The organism is Sphingobium sp. KKT206 (assembly GCF_055640555.1).
The window spans coordinates 50,878-71,419 of sequence record NZ_JBVMWC010000003.1 but is presented as its reverse complement, the minus strand read 5'-3'; the positions used below and the strand labels follow the sequence as shown (position 1 = coordinate 71,419).

Here is a 20,542-nt window from a genome sequence, read left to right as displayed (position 1 = left end):
GCTATTCTCCGTCACAGGAGAAAGCATGCGCTTCCCAAAATTCGACCTCGACACATATAATCGAACGAAGGATTTGTCCGGCGGTCCCATCTACGCGATTGTCGAGGAAGAGATTCCTGAGATCGAAATGATCACCGACGAAAACGGGAACCCCACTCGTGGCGGTCTAATAGGCTACGCCCTCGCCTACGTTTGCATGGCCGGCCTCGTGGGAGCGATGTTCTACATCCTCTAAGCTCTATTCGCGAAGCTTGGGGTCTTGGAAGAATCCGCGATCGTGGTCGCGGTTCACCTCCTGCTCAAGATCAGCGGCCCCTTGAACCCGCTGCCCTCGCATCGTCTGCGCCGCAGCGCGGTCGCCCCCCAGCTCTGCCTTGCCGGCCTCGATGATCGCAGCGGCGCCGACATCCCCGCCGCCGCCAGGACCGGCGGGCAGCCGCCCAGGACCATGCGGCCGGTAGGAGGCCCTGACATCCGCCTCGTTCCCCACGCTCGGCCGATTGACATCGACCAGGTCCGGATCGTGGAGGCGCCCCGCAATCTCCGCCCGGATGCCATCCTGCTTGTCATGCATCCAGCGCGTGATCATCTCCTGGCGCACAAGCCGCTGCTGGTCTGTGAGATCGGTTGCCCAAAGCTCGGGCGCGTCAAGCCCCGGATTTTCGACCTGTTGGCGGCGATACCATTGCGCAAGATCCTGGCTCAGATTCTCGCTGAGCTGCATGCCATGCGTCTCGGCATAGCTGGCGTCGCGTGACAGCTGCTGGGAAAGCTCCTCAAGGCGCCGGGCCGTCTCAGAGTACGACTTTGCCAGCGCCAGAGAATCCTCCGTACTCGCCGACGCCGATGATGTGGCGGATGCCCGGCTGAAGCTACCGCTGCGCGAATAGGTCCCATCGGACATCGAGGCGCCGCTTCCGCTCGAATGTTCGTCACGCACGCCACTCGAGGATGTGTTGGCGCTGTCGCTGCCGCGGGTTTCGTCAGTCGCATGCCTTAGCGCATCTGTCTGAGACCCTGATTTCGATACGCTGCCGCCAATGCCGGGAAGGCGGCCCAAAATTCCTCCGCGACCGCCCGACCCTCCAGCCGTCTGCCGTCCCGTTCCTGCGGACACCACCCCGGAGATCTGGTCGCTCGTCTGCGCCTGACGATCATGGCCCTGAGATATTCGCTGACCTTGAGAGATCGTATCCCGTTCCTCCAGACCCTGCGTGCTGCTCCCGGTCCGCCGGTCGAATTGATCGACGGACGTGTTCGCCTGCCGGCCGCTGCTCGAATCCCAGCCGGACGACCGCTCGGTCGAGGTGCCGAATGCACTGCGGTTGGCATGCGTAGCGGTCAGGACCTCGGCCGCGGCATTCTCATAAGCCTGCGACTGTCGGTGCGCCTCGCTCGCCATCTCCCGCCATTCCGCGACCGACCCGGTCGTCATGGTAGGGGTGAAGCCGAGGCGCGAAATGGCCCCCGACGTGTCGAAGACGTCCTGACCATTGCCAAAGCCGTTGATCATCGCGCCATTATCCTGGCGCCAGCCCATGCTCGGGGCGCCGCTCATATAGCTCGGCGCCGTGGTCCACTGATCGGCCTGCCGCATATTCGAAGTCGAGTTCGCCCAGCTCACATTGCCATAGGAGTAGTTTCCGGTGGTCTGCTCGAGCGCGGCGGCCTCCGCCGCGTTCTGCGCCGGCGCCAGCATCGACATGGACTGGCCAGCAATCGACATCGCGCCGCGAGCAAGACCGGCCGCGAGGAAAGGCACGCTCATCAGCATGAAGCCGGCGATCGTCGCCGTCTCGCCGTTGACCGCGCCGATGCCGGCATAACTTCCAAGCGTCACGCCTCCCCCGGCCACGCCGTTCGCCGCGGATTCCGCCCTTGTCATGCAGATCATGTGGAGGATGACATAGAGCGGGCCCCAGGCAGCCAGGTAGAAGAAGCCCATGGCATAGCCCTTGAGCGTGCCAACCCCCGTCTGGGGCATGAGGAACAGCGGGAAGATGACTGGGAACATCGCGAAGAAGACGACGGTCAGGACGATGTTGAGGATCGGCACCCAGGCCATCGCCTGCTGGGCAATCGAATTATAGGTGTTGCGCGCCTGGATGTCGGCGCGCGTCTGGGCGAAGGTGTCTATCGCGGCCGCGCCTGCCCCACCAGCCATGCTGTTGCGTGCTTGCATGAAGGCGTTGATCGCTGTGTTCTGCCGCATCGTTTCGGTGAAATTGCTCCCCGATCCGGTGAACGCCGTGTTCGCGATCGGCACGTCATGCTTGAGCTTGTCGGCGGCCAGGGCGTTGCTGAGCCTGGGATAGACCTCCTTACCCCAGATCGGAGCATTGGCCTCGATCATCGGCGCCCATTGCGCGTCGAGCGCCTGGTAGGCCTGGCGGCAGGTGATGATGAAGTTCTGAACGGTGCCGTCGCCCTGGCGCTCCAGCCATTCCTGCGAGCGCGCTTCCGAGCCCGGCCCGATCGCGGCCCACAGGTCGGGCGCCTTGGCGAGGTTCGTGAGCGACTTCTGATAGAGCATCACGTCGCCGAACACGCAGTTCTTGAAATGGTTTTCGAGGTTGGTCGAGAACTCCGCGTCGCGAACAACGAAATTGCGGGTCGCGTCGAACAGGCGCGCGCCATAGACCATGCCATTGCTCGAATAATTGAGCTCGCTGGGCATGACGAACACCGTCTCGGCCGTCCGCGTCAGCCAATCCCCGACCTGCGTCGTAAAGCTCGCCAGCACACCCAGGCCCATCGGCACATTGTCGATAGTCGATGGCGCGAGGCTCGGGTTGATCCGGTCGGTCACCTTGATGCTCACCGTGGGCACCATCAGGCAAAGATAGATCGCCGTCGCCTGGAGGAACCAGTTCATCCACGCCTTGTAGTTAAGCGTGAAGGCGACAACGAGCAGCGAGTAGATGAGGCCCATCACCATCACGACCCGCAGGAGCGAGCGGTAGCCCCCTCCCCCTGACCAGGCAGCGACGGCGTTGAACACGTTTACGAGATACTCGCCGCCCCCGACCGTGAAGACCTCCAGCATCGACGCGCTCCCGCTTCAGTTCAGCCGCACTAATTCAGACCTTGGGCGTTCAGCCCGCGCGAGAAGTTGAGCGCGGACGCCATCCCCGGCGTCATCGAGTTCTGCAGGGTAGACTCCAGCATGATGCTGCGGTTGATGATCTGCATCGTCACCTGCAGTTTGTTGTTGAGACGGACATCCCGCTGGCTGAACTTGGCGCGCGTGGCCGCGATCTGTTGCTTCCACTGCGTCGCGGTCTCCTGGTCGAAGGTCTGGTAGTGAACCTTCGCCTGCTCGACCCGGTCCAGCATATTGTCGAGCATGGCAGAGAGCAGGTCGACGGCCACAATCTCGGACAGCGTCTGGATCTCGCCGTCGGTCAGCGCATAGTGGGCATAGGCCTGCACGGCGAGGATCTTGTAGATCGGCACGGTCGCGAGGTTGAGGAGCTGCTTTTCGGCGGCGTTGAGCGGCGTGTCCGACCGGATCTTGTCGCTCATCGACTTGATCATCGTGGCGATCCGCGGGCGCAGCGCCGACGATGCCGGGACCGACAGGGTCTGTTCGCCGACATCGTAGCAATTCTCGTCGTTGCACTTCAGCATCTTGACCGGCGGCGCGTCCGCCGTGCCGTCGAGCAGCGCAGTGACGACGGCGTCTTCCGCCGGACCGAACATCACCACCTTGCCGCCAACGCTCGGGTCCGTCGACGGCGTCGTCACGACCGTACCAACGAGCGTCATGATATATTCGGAGAAGGACTGGTCGAACGCCCCGAACTTGGCGGACTTCTTCAGCGCCTCCCAGGTATAGTTGTGCGGTTCGCCGACCAGCTGGTCCTTCATCGACGCATCGGTGTTCCCGGCGATTGTCGAATCCCGCCGATTGCCGTTGTTGCAGCCCTGACGCGAGGCGGCCCAGTCGGAAAAGACGCCCTGGCTGTTGCCGACCGCCTCGCAAATGGTCGCCCGGGTCGAATCCATCTGGGGCCAGATTCCGCCGACCAGCGCCTGAGCGGTCTCGCAGCTGGAGATGTTCATCTGGTTGAGGAGCTGCGCCTTCTGGCTGAACTCGTCCATGACCTTACCGATCTCGGGCGAGACGGAATCGATGGCCAGCTTGAAGGCGAACCCAAGCGCGTTGTTGGCCGTCGCCTTCAGCATCGCCACGATCTCGGACGCATTGATGAAGGAGAAGCTTCCAGAAAACAGGTCGATGCCGCCGCAGCCCGCACGGGCGCTCGGAAGCTGAAGATTGAACGGCTGCACGCTCTTCTGCGGGAAACGCGTCCAGACATTGCCGAGAGAGTAATAGCCGGCCGACTGACCCTGATAGGCCGAGGGGCCGGTCACGTTGGCAGCGCCGCCCGCGTCGGAGAAGAAGTTGTTCATCTCGGACGCGACGTCGGCGCGCGCGACCCCGACGATGGAAAAATTGAGCGCGGCCATCATGGCCATCGAGCCGGCGGCCGAGCGGAAGAAGCGGCGGGCGCGCCCTTTGCGATGATCCTGTCCCATCAGTAATCGCTCCCCACTTTCGTGTTCGTGAGCGTGAAGATGCGATCCATGATCTCATCGGCGCTCAGGATGCCGTATCCAACCGGAATGGTCCGTTTGGTCACCGTGTCGAAGAGGACCAGCGCCGGTGTCTCATTGCCCGGCACGCCCATGCGCGCCCGCTGCCCGGAATCGACGACATGTTCCGGAAAATCGCGGCTCGGCCCCCCGTCCATCGATACGGCCATGACCGCCATCCGGTGGCTGTCGGTCACCGAGCGAAGGATCGGGGCGAACAGCTCACAGGCGCCGCAGCTCTGCGCGAAGAAGTAGAACAGCCCGTAGCGCTGCCCCAGGTTGGTCAGGACCGCGTCGCGATCGGCCTTTCGATTGTCGAGCCAGGCACGCTTGCCGACCGTCGAGACGGGCCTTTGCAACGTGTAGTCGATGTCGGGGTTCTGCCAGAGCGCGCGCTGCCACACGTCGGAGAAAGTCGAGGCGCGGTCGAGCTGCTCGCGCTGGAAGCGGACGTAGGCGATGACGTTCTCTTCGGTCGGCTCCAGGATCGCCTTGGCCTTCAATTCGTCGAGCTGCTTCGTGATCGCCGCCATCCGGTCGACCGCGCTCGGCGGCGGCGACGGTTGCGCCTCGCGCGGCAAGGGTCTGGGCTTGTCGCAATAGAACCATTGTCCGAGCTTCCGCTCGCCGCAGTAGAAAGCATCCGGCCGGTTCTGCTCGATCGTGTCGCGTGACGGCGGCGCATCCTGCGCCAACAGGGGAGCAGCAGTCCCAATCGACAGGGCGAGCAGCATCGAGAGTTTAGCGACGGGGGACATCACGCTTCGTCCTTTCATCGGCTGAGGCGGTTTGCGCGGAAGGGAGTGCGAGCGGTGGGTTGGGTGTCAGACTGTCCCAGGCTGCGGGGTGGACGCAGCAATCGGCCACGGTCGCGGGAGAGCCACCGCAACGATGGTGGGGCGTTGGGGCCGACGGTTGCAGCGCCAGGGATGCCAGGACGAGGGGCAGCTCGAGAACAGGGATAGGCATGGTCACTTTCCTTGGGTTTGCGCTGCGGCCCCTGCGGCAAGGAGATCGGATCGGCCCATCTCACTTGCCGTGGAGGTCGTAGTAGTTCTGAATTTTCTGCTGGATTTCGGTCATGGTCTGGACTTCGTCCGGCAGCTTGGCCGCATCCATGAAGTCCGCATAAACCTCGGTGAAATCCATTACCGACAGGTCGAGCCGCGAGAACTCGTCGATCGTGAAGCCAATGCACTGTTCCTTTTTCGGCGCCCCCCACGGCTTGCCGAGCTGCACACGGCCCTGCTCCTGGAGGATGCGGGAGAGCTTGCTCTCGAAGCAGCAATAAGCGGTGCGCCGCGTGCTGCAGATGCCGAGGAAACTCGACGAGCAATAGGTGCCGAGATTATGGCACAGGCCCATCCGGTCCTTGATGTCGAGCCTCATCTCGTCCTGTGAACATGCGAAAAGGACCAGGAAGGGGGTCGCGAGCGCGGCGATCGCCGCGGGACCGCCCGCCAGCGCAGCCGCGCCAGCGCCGACCGTCAACAAACCCGACGTCTTGCCCGCACAGCAGTTGATAAGGCCGAACACCGGCTTGTGGCAGGTCTCGCGCGTGCCGCTGAAGACCCGGAGATCGGCTTCGTTGAACTCCTTGCCCGCCTGGTCGATCGCATGCAGCGCAACGAGCGCGTCCTTGAACTCGGTCGACGCTTCGCGAACGATCGGCTCGCAGTCGCCGTTGATGCAATAGACGTCGTCGCCGCAGATATATTGCGGCGCATCGCTCGTGCCTCCGGAAGGCGTCGGGCACCTGTAGACGCGGTTCTCGACTTTGCAGGGCCCGCCATCAGGCTCCTCGTCAAGGCATTCTGTGCGCAGATAGGTGCAGCTCCCGTTCGCCTCGAGATCACCGCAGTCATTGGCTGTTGAGATCCGGTGGCATTGATAGGTCCGCTGCCAGGCCCAGCAGGGCTGGGTGACAGGAACGCCGTCGACGATCCGGGTGACCGGGTCGCTCGACGTGCACACTTCGGTCTCGAGCGTGCAGTTCGGGTCGCCGGCATTGGCGGCGCATAGCCCCTCGTTGCGCGTGATGACCGGCACGGCCGGTTCTTCCTGCTTCGTGAGCCAGTAATTGCCGGTCGAGAGCACATAGCCCGGATGATACTCGCCCGGCGTGATCCCCTGGGCCTCGGCGGTGCATTTGACCTCGACGGCGGTGTGGCCAAGGCTTTTGCAGGTCGGCGCCGCAGTATATCCATAGGCGCTCATATTGTCGCAATAGTCGATCGGGCGGCTTTCCCAGCAGATGCCGGTGGCGATCTCGTCGTCAAAAGCCGCGCGGGCGGGATAGGGCCCGCCATCTGTCGGCAGGAAGCTCAACCGACCCGTGTAATAGGTGTAGATCGTCCGCTTCTCGGTGTGAACGTCAAGGCTGACGTTGCAGGTCCGGGCTTCCGTGGTGACCTTGCTGCCGGCGTTGCAACTCGCCTCATAATAGCCCGCGCTCCCCGGCGCGGCGGGCAGCGGCACGCATGTGCCCTTGGTGCCGCCCATTTCCTCGCCAGCGAGATAGGTCGAGGGATCGTTTTCGACCGATGTCGCGCGCGCCGTGGTCGCGAGGATCTCGGAATTGCTGAACGTGGCCCGGCTGTGATCGGCATCGGTGGTGATGCGATATTGCTCGTTGGACGACTTGGCCGCCTGGGCGTCGGACTCAAGCTTACCGGGATCGTCGAAATAGGATCCTTCGGGCAAGCTCGTGCCGGAATAGCCGGGGACCGCGGCGGCTTGCGCATCGCTGGACGGCACCAGCGTGGAATCGTTGCGCTTCTCCGTACCCAGCGCCTTCCCCTCCTGGCGCGCCTCGTCGAGCGTCATCTGGGCAAGCGCGGGCGAACTCGCCATAACGACGCCGAAGAGCGCAGCCAGGACGAGATACGCCCTCATGGATGGGCCTTGCGCATGTTGGCGAGGCCAACCGCTGCGACCCGTGCGCCCGGGCCATTACCGTCCGCGAACTGCTCGAGCGCATATTCGACCGAGACGTTGCCGACGAGCCGATCATAGGGCGGCAGCTTGGTCTGGCAGGAGAAGCCGGCGCAAAGATCGAAGTCCGACGAGACACTGACGTATGTCGGCACTGCCTGGACATCGAAAGCGCGGAACAGCCGCGGATCGATGCCGACATTGGCGAAATCGTCCTGCCGGTCGATGATCTTGCCAAGGCTCGTGGCGAACTCCTTCATCGAATTGTTGGGGAAGCCGCGGAACACGACCACCCCGCCGGCCCTGGCCGTGTCGCCGATCAGCTTCTGCAGCGACTGCGGTGGCATCGACAGGCTCGCGAAGACGATGAACTGGGGCGCCTCGCCCTTCCCTGCCGTCGCGTTCGACGCGGCACCGGCCACGATCTCGTCGAAATCGACGGGGCCTGCCGGTCCCTTGGGCAGATCGCTCTTGGCGACCCGCTGCATGTTCTCCATGCCAGCGTCGCGAACGGTCTGCGCGTCCTCGCGGAAGGCGTCGCCCCTATCCTTCACATGGTTGACGAAAGCCTCGGCATCCGCCTGTAGGTCCGCCGAACGCTGCTTGATCGCCTGGACGTCGATCCCGTCGACGGTCTGCGCGAGCAAGGCCGTCACGCTCGCCAAGCCAAGGATCGCTGCGAAGCCCCAGAGGTATTTGCGCATTGGACGGCCCCCTACAGCACGCAGCAATTGCGTTTGCGCCAGACGAGGTAGCCCATGTCCTCGCCGGCGGCGGGATAGGCGCGACCTGCGTCAGGCGGCATGGTGGATGCCCCGATCGTGGAGCAGGCGAAGCGGCCGCTCACGGTGGGGATCGGATTGACCATCTGGAAGCGGTATTGCTGCTTGCGCATGATCGGCATGAGGTACTTCTTGCAGAGCCCGGCCGAGCCCATCGTCCCCCAGGCAAGAGCTTCGCGGTGCATCTTGTAGGCGAAGCGCGACAGTGCGAGCCGCGAGGACTGAACATGGCCGATCGAGGACGGCACGTTGCCGTTGAGCGGATACATGCTGCCCTGGCACCCCGCACACCAGAACAGCGGATCGAGCGGCAGGTGGACGGTCCCGGCGATGCAGTCGCCGGCGCAGGCGACCTGGGCGATCGGGTTAGCGAAGACGACGGCTTCCGGATTGATCAGCGCCGTCAGACTATCGTCCTGCCAGAGCGGATCGACCTCGGTCATATAGGCGATGTCGAAGCTCGCCTGCTCGAAGCAGACGAAGTCGGTCAGGATCTCCATCCAGTAGAGCAGCGGATAGACGTACCAGTGCACGTGCCATTTGGCCGTGCTCTGCGAGCGGCCGCCCACCATCGAGGGGCCGGCCAGATAGCCCTGGCCGATGTCGAACCCCGGCGCGATGCGCACACCCCCGAGATTAGGAAAGCACCAGGGCTTCATTGTGACGTCCGCGAGCCGCACCGGCTCCCAGAAGCCGACCGAGATGCCGATCCTGGGAAGCGGGCTGCCACAAAAGCAGATCGGGGAAGCGGGATTGCTCGTATCCGGCCGGCCGCTCGGCCAGATCTTGAGGCCGCCGACCGAGAGTGGGAACAGGCAAGACCAACACACGTCGGTGATCGGATTGACGAACTTCCCGTGACAGGTCGGCCCTGCCGCCTGTGCGCTCGGCGCCAGAAAGAAGGCTGCCAGCGCCATGACGAGAAGCCGCAGAGCTGATCGAAAGCCGCGCATCACTGATCCTCCCCGGCAGGTTCGAGAAAGGCGGTGTCCGCGCGATGCTTGCGCGCGAGGTAAAGCGCCGTGGTCAACAGCGTGGCCGCCAGCAGCGACGCGATCGCACAGGGCGCCGCCTGACCGCTGATCCGCATCAACGGCTGCAAGCCCGCGACACTGGCGGCCAGTAGCAGGCAAAGAACCTGCCAGATCCGGCGCAGCCGCCGAAGATCGCGAGTCTCGGGTGCCGCCATCGGCGTTCGGAGCATGTCGAGCCACAGCGGCATCAGCCCGGGCTCCCGGACTTCAACACCACCTCGGAGACGCGCATCACCTTGCCAGCCTGGGTGACCACGGCTGGCGTATGCTCGATGCCGAAGCGGGAAGTGAGCTTGCCTTGCTGATCGAAGTAGAAACGCCGCTTCTTCGCGGTCATCTGCTCGACCGGCGATCCACGCACGAAGATTATCTTCGCCTTGAGGTCCGTGTAGCGCGTCGTGGCCCAAGCGAGCTGCTCGCTATCGTCACCGTCGATGAAGACAAGGTCCTGACGGATCGAGACGAAGTCGAGCGGGTTGATCCGCTGTCCCGCTGGGGCGATCAGGTTGCCCTTCTGGTCGCGGATGTCGCGTTCCATCGTGACCGACGGATCGAAGTCCCAGCTCCGGGCGGTCCGGGCCGGGGTGACCCCCGTGACGGGATCGGGTCGACGAACTTTCGCCTCGACGCGCTTGGCGAACATCTCGTTGGTCCGGGCGAGCTCGCCGCTTGCCTCTGCGCGGCGCAGGCGGTTTTCAATGGTGGAGAGCAGATCGGGCTCGATGACCGGGAACGCCTGCGCGGCCTGGCCATAGTCCTTGGCCTCCGACCGCATCGGCCCAACGACGATCAACCCGCCGACCGTTGCGGCGATGGCCAGCCCGCCTGAGATGAGCACCCTCATAGGATCGGCTCCCCGGTTCCTATGACCTGGCGCGCGCATACGAAGCCGATTTCGGCATAGCGGCTGTCGAAGCCATCCTTGTGCGGCGTAGCCGCGAAATAGCATCCCTGCGGCACCGGGCCGGTTGCGCCCGGCGTCAGGCGTTCACCAAAGCGTGTGAGCGGTTTCATCTGCGCGACGAGGTGGCCGTTCACCGCAACCTGGCGGCCAACGTGGCTGATCGTGTCGCCCGGCATGCCGTAGACGATCTTGCCGAACATCCGCGGCTTCGCGCCGAAGTGGCGACGCAGGAGCGTGCTTGGCGGCGGGTCGAAGAAAACATAGTCTCCGCGCGCCGGCAGCTTGTGGCGCTGGATGAGGAAGGCCCAGTTCGGAAGCGAACCCGTCGTGTTGATCAGCAGCAGATGATCGTCGCGCCATGCGCTGATCGCGCTGAGCAGAACGCTGCCCGCGATGAACAGGCCGAACAACAGCCATAGCCGCGTGCGTGGCCGCCAGCTTGGGCGCGCCTCACTGGCCGCCGATGCCATCGGAGCCTCCGAAGGTCGAAACTTGCGCAGCTGGCGGAGCATATTGCGGAACCGGCTGCTGCTGCCCTGAAGACACCATTCCTGGCGCCGCCATGCCCTGTGCGGCCATCATGGGATCGATCGGAGGAGCAGCCCCGGGCATCTGGCCCGGCATCTGAGCCGGGGCTGCAAGTTGGGGTCTCGCGGCCGCCATCGCCTGGGCATTCATCTGCTGCAGCTCCTCGGCCGAAGCTTGGCGCGGCCGCGGGACGCCCGAGGCGTAGACCGATTGTCTGAGGCTGTCGGTTATATCGGGCACGTTCTTCGTGAGCACGGCTTCGCCGACGAGCACGATCTGGCCGCCAGCACTGCGCCGCTGCAGTTCCTTGTCGAGCGACGCCATGAAGCCCCGCATCTCGGCCTCGACCTGCGCCGGAGGCGATGTCGAGCGCGCCTGCGCCTGCACATATTCCCCGACGATCGAGGAGAGCCGCGCCGAGACGATATGATCCTGCTTGGGCGTCACCAGTGTCTTGGTGACCCACATGCCCCAGACCACAGTGGCCAGAAGGATCAGCCCGGCGAGGATCTGCATACGGCTGAAGCCAGCGAAGAATGTTCGTCTGGGCTTCGCTGGCGCTGCTGGCGATACCGGTGGCGCGGGAAGGTCGAGTTCGGGTTGCTCAGCCATGGCGGGGGTCTCCCTGCGATCGGGCCGAAGGCAGGATCCTGCCTCTCCGCAGGACCATGAGCCCCACGGAAAGGATGAGATGTGCGACGGCGAAGATGGTCTTGAACGATGCGACCCGATCCGGGGTCGCGATGACGTAGCGGGTGCTGAGGTTGTTGAGCTGGTTCATCAGGCCATCGAGCGAGAAGCCGCCAAGGGCGAGAAAAAACAGCGCGAACAGGCCCCAGGTCATGAGCAGCGTTGATGCGAGGAAGCCGCCGAAATACAGGGTGAAATGAAGCATCGCGCGCGCGTCGATCGACGGCGGCGCGGATGGCTGTACCCTCGGCTCTGTGCTGCTGGCCATGGCTCACTCCGCCGCTTGCGCGAGCTCGGGATCCTCGTGAGAGGCCCATTTTTCCGGGTTGTCCGGGAAGGCGATCCGCTCGATCGCCTCATCCATGGTGAGGCCCTGCGTGACGAGATCCTCAATGGCGGCGTAGACGGCCGGACTGGAGGAATAGACCGTGGACGAGAAGGGATCGAGCACCAGGCGGCCGACCGCCAACGTCTCTGGCCCCTTGATCAGAATGTCGGAATATTCGCGGCCGTTGATCTTCAGCGAGCGCAGCAGCGCGTCGGTATAGTCGTCCATCTCGAAACGATCATGCTTCTTGAAGTCGGCGATGGTCTCCGGCTTCTGCTGGAGAATGACGAACCAGTCGCTGTTCTCAAGGGCGGCGATCGAACCCGCAGACTTGTAATAGTCGTTGAGCGACTGGGTCGCGGTGATGAGCGACGCATAATATTTACGGCAGGTACGCGCAAAGGCCTCGATGAACTCGGCCATCGCCCCGCCGCGCATCATCTGCCACGCTTCATCCAGGAATAGCGCCTTGGGGATCGAACGGTCGACCTTACGCATCATTTGCTGTGACATGAACATGATCGCGGCCAGCACTACGCTGCGCAGTTCCTCACGTGACGAAAGATCGGAGAGTTCGAAAACGGTGAGCTGGGCCGACAACTCGAAGGACACTTCGCCCTGGAAGAAGCGGCCATAAGTGCCGGCGGAGGAGAATGGCCGCATAGCTATGCCAAGATCGGTGGCCTGCTGGTTGCCGGTCGCATCCAGGGCGGTGATGATATCATCGATCGAACCAGCCCGCCCCTTCTCCGCCCAGACCGTGTTGACTGCGCCGTCGATCAGGCCGCGCTCGGTATCGTTGAGCCGATCCATGTGGCGCGACATCTGGTTCACGATGGCCTTGAGCATTGCCATGCAGTCGAGGAGATAGTCCTCATCGGTCGCCGCGAGTTCCTCGTCGATCATGCTGAACGGGTTGAGACAAAAGCCCGAAGCCATCGTGAACTCGACGAAAGCGCCGCCCTGGAGCTTGGCGGAATGCTCGAACGAGCGTCCGTCGTCGATGACGACAACGCGGGCGCCGGCGCCACAGAATGACGCGCACAGCTCCTGCAGCGTCACCGATTTGCCGGAGCCCGACTTGCCGAAGACAGCGACATTGTGGTTGCCGGCCGCATTCTCGAACGGGCTCCAGAAGAAGGGCTGACCACGTCTGCCGATCAGCATCAGATGGGGCACCTGGCTCCCGAGGAACTCGCCCTGAATGGGGGCGAGATTAGCGGCGGTCGTGGTCAGCAATGTGCGCATCCGCTTCATGCGCTCGAGATCGCGCGCGAGACCGTTGGCCATCGTCATCGGCATCGCGCAGAGCAGACCCATGATCTGCAGGTAGCGATCGTCGAGAAGATCCCAGCCCGCTGCCCGGTACACGGATTTGAGTACCCGTTCGTTCGCGTCCCCCCGGCCCTTCGGGGAGAAGGCGGTGACACTGAAGAAGACGCGCACGAGCTTGCGGCCCTGGCGCAGCTCGTCGTTCACATAGCGCCATTCCTGGCTCTGATCGCGCAGCTGCGGCAGGAAGCGCGACGATTTTGAATCGGCCAGGCTCGTTGTGCGCATGAACTTGAAGCTGGCCTTGTTGCTCGCGGCCATCGGATCGGGGAATTCGACACAGAGATTGGTCGCGACCGGGCACGGCATGCGCAGCTTGTCGGTAAACATGTCGCCGATCAGCCGGGCGACGTCCCATGGCGCCCAGCGTGCCGGCAGGTTGCGCACCGAGAACGAGCGGACGTCGAAGACGTCCGGCAGAATTTCACCGATCTCCGGCGCTTCGTCGATGGTCTTGCCGGTGGGCCGGAATCGCTCGGTGCGAAGCAGCATCCGGTCAGACTCGATATGCAATTCGACGTCCCGGCGGATTGCCTGGTCCGCGATCGGATCGAGCGGATTATAGCTGACCACGTCCTCGCCGGCAGCAGTAGTCGGCGAGGTAATGTCGTCGATCCAGGCAATGAGTGCCTGCGGATCCATCGTCCTGGCCGACACATTGATCGAGGCAAGCGCCGAGATGATGCCGTCCATGACGGCGACGATCTCCTCTGCCGTCACGCTCGAGCTCTCGGGCGTCGAATAGGAGATCGCCACGCGGTGATTGCGAAGCGAAAAGGGCGCGTCGGCCGAAAGCGACTTCCAGACCCCGTCGGTCAGGAAGTCGACCCGGTGCTTGGCCATGCGCTCATAGACGCCGCGCGCGGAATAGCGCGGGAGATACCATTTGGAGAGGCGCTCGCCGATCCGCGGACTCATCCATTGGTGGAACTGCAGACAGCCGGGGGCAGGAATCGCCTCCGAGAGAAACTGGGTCAGGATCTCGCCCGTGCGTTCGTCCGCGCCGACGAGCGGCGCTGCTTCGATCACGAAGCCGCGCGATGCGCTGTTGTAGAATATCCCGGTCTTGGGATCATAGCTGCGATAGGGCAGCCAATGCGCCAGCATCGGCACGCCAAACTCCGGCCGCTCGGCGTCGGGCCGCTTGGCGTCGCCCAGGATCCCGGACAGCAGGCTCTCGAAGAAGCTCCCCGCCATCTCACTTGTCCTCCGGCACGGCAGCAGGGAAGTTCGCGGCCTTCACCGTCGCGCCGATCGCCGCCGGCGCGGCTGCCGCTCCGGTCTGCGCAACGCCGGCATCCCGGGCATCCTTAGCCGCGCCATTGGCGACCTCCTGATAGTGGGGATCGGCCTTCACGCGCGCGACCGCCGCCGCGCCGGTCGCGCTCATAGGCTGCGGAGCGGGTGCCGAGGCCGCCTTGGCTTCGGGACTGCCGCTCGCCGGTGCATCAGAGGGGGGATGAGGCACCGTCGAAGCGGCAGCCGGCGGAGTATGGCTCAAAGCCGCCGCCGTTCCCGAACCGGATGTCGCTGGCGCCCTGGGAGCGAGACGCGCCCTGACATCCGCTTTGATCGCACTGACCGGATCGGGGGCCGGATCAGGCTTGCGCGCCCGGGCAGCCGCAACGGCCGCCGGGTCCGGTCCGTTCGGATCGCTGTCGGCGAAGCCTGTCAGCGGCGGATCGATGCGGTCGACCGCATCACCAAGCGATTCCTGGATGTCTGGTGCCACCGCCGACGCCCGCGCCGGCATGGACGCCTGCATCAGAGCCTGCTGCCGCCATTCCCCGCTCGCGACGACCGCATGGACCGCACTGGCCTCGTGGAGCCGGCCACGCTCGTCGATATAGGGCTGAAAGACGATCCGCAGCACCTTCTCTTGGCTGCGTCCGGCATCGGTCGAGGCAAGGCGCGCGGATTGGCCCATCGCCACGCGATTGGTTTTCCCGCGCATCGGCTGCCGCATATTGCCGGTGGGCAGAGCATCGCCGTCCGAAGGGTCCGCCGAGATGAGCGCAAGCGCCCTGTCGTCGATCGTCGAACTCGGCGCGCAGATGCCGTCGGGCGCCGCGCAGGAAAAGCTGCCGCGCACATTGCCGCCGAAACTGGCGCAGCCATTGAGCGCCAGGAGACTGGTCAACCCGAGCACACCCGGCAGCCACAGACGACGGCGGCCGCCGCCATGCCCAACCAAGGACCGCCGGATCACGACTGGCCTCCCTTGAGCCAATTCTCGAGGAAGGCGCGCGGCCGGTAGCCCTCGATCACCGCACCGTCGCCGCGCACGATGACCGGCGTGCCGCTGAGACCATGGCGGTGGGCGAAGGCCTCGTTCGCATCGAGCCCCGAGGTGTTGCAGGAAGGTCCTGCCTTGATTTCCTCTCCGGCATAGGCTGCATGCAGCGCGGCCTCCCGGTTCCTGGCGCAGTAGACGCGGTCGGCGACATCGCGGCTTCCGAGCACCGAGATCGGCCGTTCGACGACCCGCACGTTCATGTCCTTCAGGACACTGGTGAGCGCCCGGCAATAGCCACAGCGGAAATCGGTGAAGACCGTGATCGTCTGGCCCGAAGGATTGCCCCAGACGATCGCACCGTCTCGGGGCAGCTCGGCGAGCGAGAGCTTCTGCGGCGTCGCAGGGCGGACTGGCTTCTCCACCCGGCCCGGCGTTGCCGCAGCGAGCTGTGAAGTATCGTCTTCGCCGCCCGCATTTGCCGCCGCATTGGCCTTCGCGGCTGCGCCGACGAGCATGTCGGGGTTCATCTCGAGCAGACGGGCGGCCGTGATGTCCTGCCGGGTCTGCATGTCATAGACGCGGCCGATGACGAGGAAACGCGCGCCCGTATCGACGTAGAACAGGTTGGCGCCCGCGGTAATCTCGCAAAGGCCGCTGATCTTGCCGCAATCGATAGCGGTGACCGGTGTCTTGGGCAGCCGCGTCTTTAGGAGCAACCGGACCCGGTCTTCCGGGCTGTTCGTGTCGGCCGCGAGCGCGATGCCGGCGACGCTCAGCCCGAGGAGCGTGGTGAGGACGAGGCGCGACGGGCGGCCCAGCGCGCGCAGACGATCAATTGCGAACATAGACACCCTCCAGGAAGACAATCTCAACATCGATGCCGGTCGGCATCTCAATCACGGGCTGGTATTGCTCGGCGCGTTCGATCAGATATTTGGAGACCATGTCGCCAGTCTGGGCGACGCCCTCGCCGAAACCGCCCTCGAGGATGTCGCCCGTCGAGAGCTTCTGGCGCTGGCCGTTGGTCGTGATGTTGGTGCCCTGGAAGACCGAGTTGGCATTCGCCGAGAAGCCACGGCCGAAGCCGCCAGCAAGGCCCGCCAGGAAGGCCTGGGTCACGAGCGAGCCTTCGCGGGACACCACCCGGCCACGCACGCCCGTCTTACCCCCGAAGGCGATGAAGCCCTTGACCTCGGAGACCGCGTAGCGGCCGCCGGGCTGCGGGCAGGTCATCTTCTGAAGCTTGACGTAGACCTTCTCGCTCGAGAGGTCGCCGCGCGCCGCGCCGTTGATGAGGCAGCCCTCTATCTTGGTCGTGAGCAGGCGGCCGTTCTGGTAGACCGAGCGCGCCGGACCCGTCACACGCAGCACGACGGGCAAGGGATCGCTCTGGCTGTTGACCCCCGCGCTCGCATCCACGCCCACGATCACCTTCGCACGCGCGAAGCTGTTGGGCGGCAGATAGTTGACGCTGTCGGTATAGACCGTGTTGCCCTTGGCAATGCGGGAGGCGTTGCCGCTATCCGTCGTCGTGAAGTTGACGAGCTTCACTTCCGCGGCCGAAGCGATCGGAGCCGCCGCTTGCGTTCCGCCCTGCGCGCCCGGTCGCTGATAGGCCTGCGGACCATAGGGCCCGTACATTGCGGCCGGGCCGGGCGCCGGTGCTGCGGCAGTCCGGCGATCAGCGACCTGCCGGCGAAGTTGCTCGTTTTCGGCCTGGTAGGCGGACAGGACCCGCTGGCCATCGGCCTGCATCGCCTGATTCTGGCCCTTCAGCGCCTCGACCTGCGCGGTCAGCGCCTCGAGCCGGCTATTCTGCCCGTCGATCGACTTGAGTTGGTTTTCTGTCGACTGAAAGCGGTTCTCCGAAAGCGCCATCCATTCCTGCTGGGAGAGGTTGCGGTTGACGAGATCCTTGGTGGAGACGTCGACCTCGCTGACGCCGTCGTCGGTCTCCTTCGATTTGTCGCCGTCGCCGCCGAAGATCCAGAAGGACGAAAGGACCAGGCCCACGCCCGCGACGCCGGCGAGGAGCAGACGCTGGCGGCGGCGGACTGCGTCATTGGCACCGAGATCGCCCGACAGCGGGGAAACTCCCTCTTCGGTGCCGCCCTCGCTGCCGCCGTCGAGAGGACGGCGACTGCGCTTCAGGAAATCGGAAAGAGCCATATCCTCACCTTCCCGTAGGAGTATTTTGGCCAGCCAAGGGGCTCGGACCATTTTGCGAGACGAGGTAGGCCGTGGTGACCTTGCCCGGTGCGAGCTTGGTGTCGGCGATCGAGACGGCGAGCGCGCTCGAAGGAGCGACCATGCTTGTGGTAAGCTCGACGCTCTGGTCACCCTTGTTCTCGATCCGAAGCACCCGGCCGGTCAGCTCGGAACCCCGATATTCGGCGATCATCTGGACCTTGAGAGTGCCAACATAGACGGGGCGCAGGGTGCGCTGGCGCATCTCGTAGCCATCGGCGACGGCATTCGAATACATGGCCTGGACAAGCTCGACGGCGGCATCCTGGGGTCCCAGCTGATTGGCGGGACCATTCTCGGCCGCCTTTTCGTTGGCGATCGCAGGGTTCGAAACAAAGACCTGGGCGGCCTGGTCCCCGCTGATCCGGCACACGAACTTGTAGACGTAGCCGCGCTTGCTGGTCGCGAAGAAGGAAAGCGCGGGTCGGCCAAACCCGTCTGGCACAGACAGGTAGATGTCACCGCGGACCGGCTCGTTGACGACCGAGAAGTCGTCCTGCGGATTGCCGGTCGAGATCTTCGACACGCTCGCGAACTCGTCCTCGACGAGGCTGATGCGGGTCAGATCCTTGGCCGACGCGGTGCAATCAACCTGCGCGCTGTCGCTCGCCATGATCGTCTGATCGGCGAAGGCCGGCTCGGCGATGAGGAAGACCGCCAGGGCGACGAGGCTTGCGCCGATGAAGCGGCTCGCGTGGCAAGTCACGCGCGAGAGGAAGGCAGTGCCGAGCGCGGCACTCCCGATAGCATAGACCGGCATCATGATGAGCTCCCCTGTTGGTCTTTCGCGGAGCCGGTCTTCACCATCCCGAAGCCCACCAGCTTCAGCGACAGGCCGGAATATTCCCAGTCGTAGCGGAAGGTGCGGTTCTCGCTGGAGATGACCTTGTTGCCGACGATCGTGTGCAGTTCGCCGGTCACCTCCGAGCGGAGGTTCCTGGTGTCGATCTCCATCTTCTGGATGGTGAAGAACTGCGAGATCGAGGAGCCGCGCTGCTCGCTGACGATCTTGAGCAGGTCGGCCTTGATCTTGCCCTGCGTGCGCGGGCTCGCAATGTCGAGCACCGCATTCATCCAGTATTCGAGGTTCTGCGGGCTGCGATCGAGCGTCAGCACGACCGTGTCGCGCGTGATCATCTCCAGATATTCGCGGCTGACGCCGGCAGAGCTGACCGTCAGCGGAGAACGCAGCACTGGTTGCAGCACCACCTCGCGGTCGCGCGACAGGCTGACCGTGCAGAGCAGCAGGGTGATCACGGCGAGCGCCACCGCGGCGACGGCCAGAATGTTGCGCTGGCGCAGGATCCGCTGGCTGTTCGTATGGCTGTAGGAAAGTTCCATATCACCCCGCCATCAGTCGAAGATATGAGGGTGGCGTGGCTCTCAGGCCGGTGAAGCCGGCCGGAAGATGCCAATAGGCCAGGTGAAGCAGCCAGGACGTCGCCCGGCCTGCCTTAGCTTTTCTGAGACCCCACCAGCCCGCCCCCGAAAGAAGCATGCCGATAAGGATGTGCTGAGACAGGATCCCCCAGACGAATGGGATAACCATCGCCAGGAACTCATCCAGCGTCCACAGCCCGATCAGCTCGGGATCGTCGAGATGAGTTGGAATGACGTACTTGTCTGCGGCCATTGCACCACCCCCTCCTGGACCTGGGCGGAGCTGCTACTCCGCACAGGCCTGGGATCGGTTCAGATCGTCGCGGTTACGGTGGACGTGACGATCGGCACGCCGGTTCCGGCACCGACGCCGACGCCGACCGGGATCGCGATCTGCCCCATCGAGAAGCGACCCGAAGCGAGGGCGACCACGCCGCCGGCGAGGCTGAGCACCGTGATGATCTTGCCGCCGGATCCCTCGAGGAAGTCGGTGAACTTAGTGAGCGCGGTGTTGAACGTCGTGTCGGCGCCGGCGAAGGCGGGACCGGCGAAGAAGAGAAAAGCGAACAGGAGTACGGCGAGGGCGAGGATCGCCAGCTCCGCGTGTCCGCTCTTTTGGAGGACAGACTGCATGTGGATTTCCTTCGATTGGAGACGCGACGGAACCGCGCCCAAACAAAGCTGGCCAATCACATCGCCGCACCGCAACGACGTATGGGATCAGCCCCCTCCCGAATCGGGAAAATTTTCGATCATGTTCGATGTCGGTGATGAAAATGGGGCACCGTGTCCCGGTGATCAGGGCATCCTGCCCCGTCATATGGGGCAAATTGGCCGGGTTGACGGGGCGTTATGCCCTGCAATTGCGGACAGGCTTCATTCGCGGTAGATTCGCGGCGCAAGACTCGTCAGATATTAACCATTGCCTGTTCATAATCCCGGCAAGGCAACCGACCATCGATCGGGCTCTAATGGATGAGGGCAGTTCAGGACGTGGGCACTATGGGCGCTGACTCACGAGACTTTACACTGGATATCTCCGAACGCTTCTTTCATCTCACGACTGAGAGCCTTCGCCTTCATTCTAATAGTACTAAGTGCTATCAGACGCTCGAAAATCTCGTGAACAGCCGCGTTCCAGGAATAGAAAAGATAGATGATGAGGATGCGGAGAACCTAAAGCGCCATCTGGTGGCTGTCCCTACAGGCGGAAGCATTCAGATCCATTTAGAGATTACGGAGACGAGTGCCAAAAATCTTGAGAGAATAAAAGAATTGCTCGAAACAAGACTCGAAACCAACATTTCTGTTGGGGACGCTCTTTCTGCCCTTTTATTCAACTATATAGTCGAGCAGCGGGCAGCTCGCGTGATTTCCAAGCTCCAGTTGGACGAGTTCGATCAACCTCGCGAGACCGGCCCATTCAAGGGGTCCCGGCACTAACAAGCGCGGTCACCAATGCGTTAGCCTTTCGGTTCGGACAAATCTGGTCGAAACCACGCTTGCATTGGCTTTTCTGCTATGATTGTCTTCCCCATCCGAACGGCA

The 20,542-nt window shown here is 63.8% G+C and carries 21 protein-coding genes; 2 read left to right on the top strand and 19 right to left on the bottom strand.

Annotation, left to right across the window (positions count from 1 at the left end; all coding sequences use genetic code 11):
* Positions 1 to 25 precede the first annotated feature (25 nt).
* Positions 26 to 235 (top strand): hypothetical protein, encoded by a 210-nt coding sequence (locus ACZ2HM_RS23340; RefSeq protein WP_017184762.1) that lies wholly within the window; start codon positions 26 to 28, stop codon positions 233 to 235.
* 3 nt (positions 236 to 238) lie between these two features.
* Here ACZ2HM_RS23340 and ACZ2HM_RS23335 read toward each other — a convergent pair whose 3' ends face one another.
* The 19 genes from ACZ2HM_RS23335 to ACZ2HM_RS23245 form a co-directional block, all read right to left on the bottom strand.
* Positions 239 to 3,046, bottom strand: coding sequence for a conjugal transfer protein TraG N-terminal domain-containing protein (locus tag ACZ2HM_RS23335; RefSeq protein ID WP_017184763.1), 2,808 nt, complete (start codon positions 3,044 to 3,046; stop codon positions 239 to 241).
* A 29-nt stretch (positions 3,047 to 3,075) separates the two neighbouring features.
* A complete protein-coding gene (locus ACZ2HM_RS23330; protein ID WP_037515325.1) occupies positions 3,076 to 4,476 on the bottom strand; it encodes a conjugal transfer protein TraH in 1,401 nt (466 codons plus the stop codon).
* A 65-nt stretch (positions 4,477 to 4,541) separates the two neighbouring features.
* Positions 4,542 to 5,357, bottom strand: a complete 816-nt coding sequence (locus ACZ2HM_RS23325; RefSeq protein ID WP_026002698.1) for a conjugal transfer protein TraF — start codon at positions 5,355 to 5,357, stop codon at positions 4,542 to 4,544.
* A gap of 271 nt (positions 5,358 to 5,628) precedes the next feature.
* Positions 5,629 to 7,494 (bottom strand): conjugal transfer protein TraN, encoded by a 1,866-nt coding sequence (locus tag ACZ2HM_RS23320; RefSeq protein ID WP_017184766.1) that lies wholly within the window; start codon positions 7,492 to 7,494, stop codon positions 5,629 to 5,631.
* The gene (gene trbC / locus ACZ2HM_RS23315; RefSeq protein WP_017184767.1) at positions 7,491 to 8,237 is read right to left on the bottom strand and encodes a type-F conjugative transfer system pilin assembly protein TrbC; all 747 of its coding nucleotides are present in this window, start codon (positions 8,235 to 8,237) and stop codon (positions 7,491 to 7,493) included. The genes ACZ2HM_RS23320 and trbC overlap by 4 nt, the downstream gene beginning before the upstream one ends.
* 11 nt (positions 8,238 to 8,248) lie before the next feature.
* Positions 8,249 to 9,268: a conjugal transfer pilus assembly protein TraU gene (gene traU, locus ACZ2HM_RS23310; RefSeq protein ID WP_026002699.1), complete on the bottom strand. Its 1,020-nt coding sequence runs from the start codon at positions 9,266 to 9,268 to the stop codon at positions 8,249 to 8,251.
* Positions 9,268 to 9,537, bottom strand: coding sequence for a hypothetical protein (locus ACZ2HM_RS23305; RefSeq protein WP_017184770.1), 270 nt, complete (start codon positions 9,535 to 9,537; stop codon positions 9,268 to 9,270). The genes traU and ACZ2HM_RS23305 overlap by 1 nt, the downstream gene beginning before the upstream one ends.
* Entirely contained in the window at positions 9,537 to 10,193 is a 657-nt protein-coding gene (gene traW, locus ACZ2HM_RS23300; RefSeq protein ID WP_017184771.1) for a type-F conjugative transfer system protein TraW, read from the bottom strand. Before traW ends, ACZ2HM_RS23305 begins: the two co-directional genes overlap by 1 nt.
* Complete coding sequence (locus tag ACZ2HM_RS23295) at positions 10,190 to 10,723, bottom strand: S26 family signal peptidase (RefSeq protein WP_017184772.1); 534 nt, start codon at positions 10,721 to 10,723, stop codon at positions 10,190 to 10,192. The genes traW and ACZ2HM_RS23295 overlap by 4 nt, the downstream gene beginning before the upstream one ends.
* Positions 10,704 to 11,393 (bottom strand): type-F conjugative transfer system protein TrbI, encoded by a 690-nt coding sequence (locus tag ACZ2HM_RS23290; protein ID WP_026002700.1) that lies wholly within the window; start codon positions 11,391 to 11,393, stop codon positions 10,704 to 10,706. Before ACZ2HM_RS23290 ends, ACZ2HM_RS23295 begins: the two co-directional genes overlap by 20 nt.
* Complete coding sequence (locus ACZ2HM_RS23285) at positions 11,386 to 11,739, bottom strand: hypothetical protein (protein WP_017184774.1); 354 nt, start codon at positions 11,737 to 11,739, stop codon at positions 11,386 to 11,388. The genes ACZ2HM_RS23290 and ACZ2HM_RS23285 overlap by 8 nt, the downstream gene beginning before the upstream one ends.
* Positions 11,740 to 11,742: 3 nt before the next feature.
* Entirely contained in the window at positions 11,743 to 14,328 is a 2,586-nt protein-coding gene (gene traC, locus ACZ2HM_RS23280; protein WP_017184775.1) for a type IV secretion system protein TraC, read from the bottom strand.
* Position 14,329: 1 nt separating this feature from the next.
* Complete coding sequence (locus ACZ2HM_RS23275) at positions 14,330 to 15,340, bottom strand: TraV family lipoprotein (protein ID WP_017184776.1); 1,011 nt, start codon at positions 15,338 to 15,340, stop codon at positions 14,330 to 14,332.
* Positions 15,337 to 16,212 (bottom strand): DsbC family protein, encoded by an 876-nt coding sequence (locus tag ACZ2HM_RS23270; protein ID WP_017184777.1) that lies wholly within the window; start codon positions 16,210 to 16,212, stop codon positions 15,337 to 15,339. Before ACZ2HM_RS23270 ends, ACZ2HM_RS23275 begins: the two co-directional genes overlap by 4 nt.
* Positions 16,199 to 17,536 (bottom strand): TraB/VirB10 family protein, encoded by a 1,338-nt coding sequence (locus ACZ2HM_RS23265; RefSeq protein ID WP_017184778.1) that lies wholly within the window; start codon positions 17,534 to 17,536, stop codon positions 16,199 to 16,201. The genes ACZ2HM_RS23270 and ACZ2HM_RS23265 overlap by 14 nt, the downstream gene beginning before the upstream one ends.
* 4 nt (positions 17,537 to 17,540) lie before the next feature.
* Positions 17,541 to 18,377 carry a type-F conjugative transfer system secretin TraK gene (locus ACZ2HM_RS23260; RefSeq protein ID WP_017184779.1) on the bottom strand — a complete coding sequence of 279 codons (837 nt, stop codon included), beginning with the start codon at positions 18,375 to 18,377 and terminating at the stop codon, positions 17,541 to 17,543.
* Positions 18,374 to 18,955 carry a type IV conjugative transfer system protein TraE gene (locus ACZ2HM_RS23255; RefSeq protein WP_017184780.1) on the bottom strand — a complete coding sequence of 194 codons (582 nt, stop codon included), beginning with the start codon at positions 18,953 to 18,955 and terminating at the stop codon, positions 18,374 to 18,376. The genes ACZ2HM_RS23260 and ACZ2HM_RS23255 overlap by 4 nt, the downstream gene beginning before the upstream one ends.
* Before the next feature lies 1 nt (position 18,956).
* Complete coding sequence (traL, locus tag ACZ2HM_RS23250; RefSeq protein ID WP_017184781.1) at positions 18,957 to 19,247, bottom strand: type IV conjugative transfer system protein TraL; 291 nt, start codon at positions 19,245 to 19,247, stop codon at positions 18,957 to 18,959.
* A gap of 59 nt (positions 19,248 to 19,306) precedes the next feature.
* Entirely contained in the window at positions 19,307 to 19,627 is a 321-nt protein-coding gene (locus ACZ2HM_RS23245; protein WP_017184782.1) for a TrbC/VirB2 family protein, read from the bottom strand.
* Positions 19,628 to 20,116: 489 nt separating this feature from the next.
* Here ACZ2HM_RS23245 and ACZ2HM_RS23240 point away from each other — a divergent pair, with 489 nt between their 5' ends.
* On the top strand, positions 20,117 to 20,437 hold the full coding sequence (locus ACZ2HM_RS23240) for a hypothetical protein (protein ID WP_230461512.1): 321 nt from the start codon (positions 20,117 to 20,119) through the stop codon (positions 20,435 to 20,437).
* Positions 20,438 to 20,542 lie beyond the last annotated feature (105 nt).